The sequence below is a fragment of the Citrobacter sp. Cpo071 genome, from assembly GCF_030332765.1.
GTDB classification, from domain to species: domain Bacteria; phylum Pseudomonadota; class Gammaproteobacteria; order Enterobacterales; family Enterobacteriaceae; genus Citrobacter; species Citrobacter portucalensis.
Genome location: NZ_JAOWHE010000033.1, coordinates 1 through 832, shown reverse-complemented (window position 1 = coordinate 832; position 832 = coordinate 1). Strand labels below are relative to the sequence as shown.

The following is an 832-nucleotide window of genomic DNA, read 5'->3' as shown; positions in this document are numbered from 1 at the left end:
AGTGATTGCCCCGGACAGCAGCCGCACGGAAACACAGTACGATGCGGGCGGCAGACCGGTCAGTATCACCGCAGGCGGCCTGACGCGGCAGATAACATACGATGCCGCCGGACGCGTGACACAGCTGACCAATGAGAACGGCAGCCATACTGAATTCACTTACGATGCACTGGACAGGCTGACGCAGCAGACCGGCTTTGACGGCCGTACGCAGCGCTATGGCTACAACACCGGCGGACAGCTTGTCCGCAGTGAGGACGAAGACCTCGTCACGCTGTGGCATTACGATGACGCTGACCGCCTGACGCACCGCACGGTGAACGGCGAACCGGCGGAGCAGTGGCAGTACGACGAGCGCGGCTGGCTGACGGGCATCAGCCACCTCAGTGAAGGTCACCGGGTGGCGGTGCACTACGGCTATGATGAGAAAGGCCGGCTGCTCAGCGAGAAACAGACCGTCCACGCCCCGCAGACGCAAACCCTGCTGTGGGAGCACCTCACGCAGCACGATTATCAGAACGGACTGGCGAATAAAACCACGCACGACCACCTTCCCCCGGTGGCCTGGCTGACGTACGGCAGCGGCTGGCTGGCCGGGGTGAAGCTCGGTGGCACCCCACTCATCGACTTCACCCGCGACCGCCTGCACCGGGAGACACAGCGCCGTTTCGGCGAATATACGCTCACCACCGGCTACAGCGCGGCCAGACAGCTGCTGAGCCGGCACCTGAACAGTCCGCTTCTGAACCGCAACTACGGGTATGACGGGACCGGGCATCTGACCCGCATCAGCACCCCGCGCCAGACCCGGGAATACGACTACAGCCAGACC

At 63.8% G+C, this 832-nt stretch carries 1 pseudogene; it reads left to right on the top strand.

The features are described 5' to 3' along the window. Positions 1–832 (top strand): annotated as a pseudogene (locus OGY09_RS00965) (type IV secretion protein Rhs); the annotation flags it as partial.